We start from the raw sequence: 1,439 nt of genomic DNA, 5'->3' as shown, positions 1-1,439 counted from the left end.
GCCCTCGTCGTCGACCCCGACCGGCCGCGTGCGCAGCCCGAGCGCGGGGACCAGGTCCAGCAGGCTCCCCCAGCCGGGGTCCTCCACGGCGACCGCGTCCCCGGGCCTGAGGTGGGCCGCCAGCACGCGTTCGATGCCGTCCAGGGCGCCGGAGGTGACGGCGAGGGGCCCGTCCGGGACGCCGTCGGCGTCGAGGCCCGCCCGGGCCGGCCGGGCCAGTTCGGGGGCGACCGGGTCACCGCCGTAGAGCACCGGGTCGCGGTCGCCCTGCGCGGCCGCGGCGGCGAGCACCCCGGCGAGCGGGGGCAGCAGGGCGGGGTCGGGGTTGCCCTCGGAGAGGTCGCGCACGCCCTCCGGCACCTCCACCCGGATGAGGTCGCGCACGGTGGTGGCCGGTTTGGCCCGCACCCGGCTCCCGCGCCGGCCCGCGGTCTCGATGACCCCGCGCTCCCGCAGGGTCCGGTAGGCCGCGGCGACGGTGTTGGGGTTGACCCCGAGCCGCTCCGCCAGCTCCCGGAGGGGAGGCAGCGGCTGACCGGGGCGCAGCGCCCCTTCGCCGACCCCGCGCTCGATGCTGGCGGAAATCTCCGCCGCACGGCTCCCGGTGATCCGATATTCTCCTAGCACAAAGCCAATTATGCACTAGTGCAATGGAGAACGCCATGCCGGGGACCCCGCCGCAGCAGCCACCGCCGTCGTACGCGCCCACCGGACGCACCGTCCCGACCCGCGCCGCCCAACGGGCCTCCTACGACAAGGAGTCGGTGCACGCGATACTCGACGAGGGCTGTGTCTGCCACCTCGGCTTCGTCCGCGACGGCGCCCCGGTGGTCCTGCCCACCCTCTACAGCCGCGTCGGCGAGCGCCTCTACGTGCACGGCTCGACCGGCTCACGGCCGCTGCGCGACACGGGCCGCGCCGGCTCCGGCCTGCCCGTGTGCCTCACGGTCACCCACGTCGACGGCCTGGTGCTGGCCCGCTCCGCCTTCCACCACTCCGTCAACTACCGCTCCGTGGTGGTGCACGGCCTCGCCCACGACGTGACCGACCCCGAGGAGAAGTGCCGGGCCCTGGACTCCCTCGTCGAGCAGGCGGTGCCCGGCCGGGCCGCCGACTGCCGCCCGGCCGACAAGAAGGAACTCGCCGCCACCGCCGTGATCCGCGTCGACCTGGCCGAGGTCTCCGCCAAGGTCCGCACCGGCGGGGTCAACGACGAGCCCGAGGACCTCGCCCTCCCGTACTGGGCCGGCGTCCTCCCCCTGCGCCGGACCTACGGCACCCCGCTCCCCGACCCGGACCTGGCCCCCGGCACCGCCCTGCCCGCCTACCTGGCGTCCGCCGCACGCTGACCCGCCCCTGCCCACGGGCCTCCGGGACGGCGCCCGGGACACGCGTGCACCGGTGAGGCGGGCGGTCCCGCTCCCCCCGGCCGGCGCCGG

The 1,439-nt window shown here is 76.7% G+C and carries 2 protein-coding genes; one reads left to right on the top strand and one right to left on the bottom strand.

What is annotated here, in order from left to right:
* Positions 1-627 (bottom strand): GntR family transcriptional regulator (locus G3I53_RS14225; protein ID WP_164438408.1); only part of this gene is annotated, 627 nt, incomplete at its 3' end.
* Positions 628-662: 35 nt separating this feature from the next.
* Between G3I53_RS14225 and G3I53_RS14220 the strand changes: the two genes are divergently transcribed.
* Positions 663-1,349, top strand: a complete 687-nt coding sequence (locus tag G3I53_RS14220) for a pyridoxamine 5'-phosphate oxidase family protein (protein ID WP_164332593.1) — start codon at positions 663-665, stop codon at positions 1,347-1,349.
* The last annotated feature ends 90 nt before the right edge of the window (positions 1,350-1,439 follow it).

It is taken from the genome of Streptomyces sp. SID14436 (genome assembly GCF_010548465.1).
Classification (GTDB): domain Bacteria; phylum Actinomycetota; class Actinomycetes; order Streptomycetales; family Streptomycetaceae; genus Streptomyces.
Note: the sequence above shows the minus strand (reverse complement) of the source record. Positions and strands in the feature narration are given on the sequence as shown.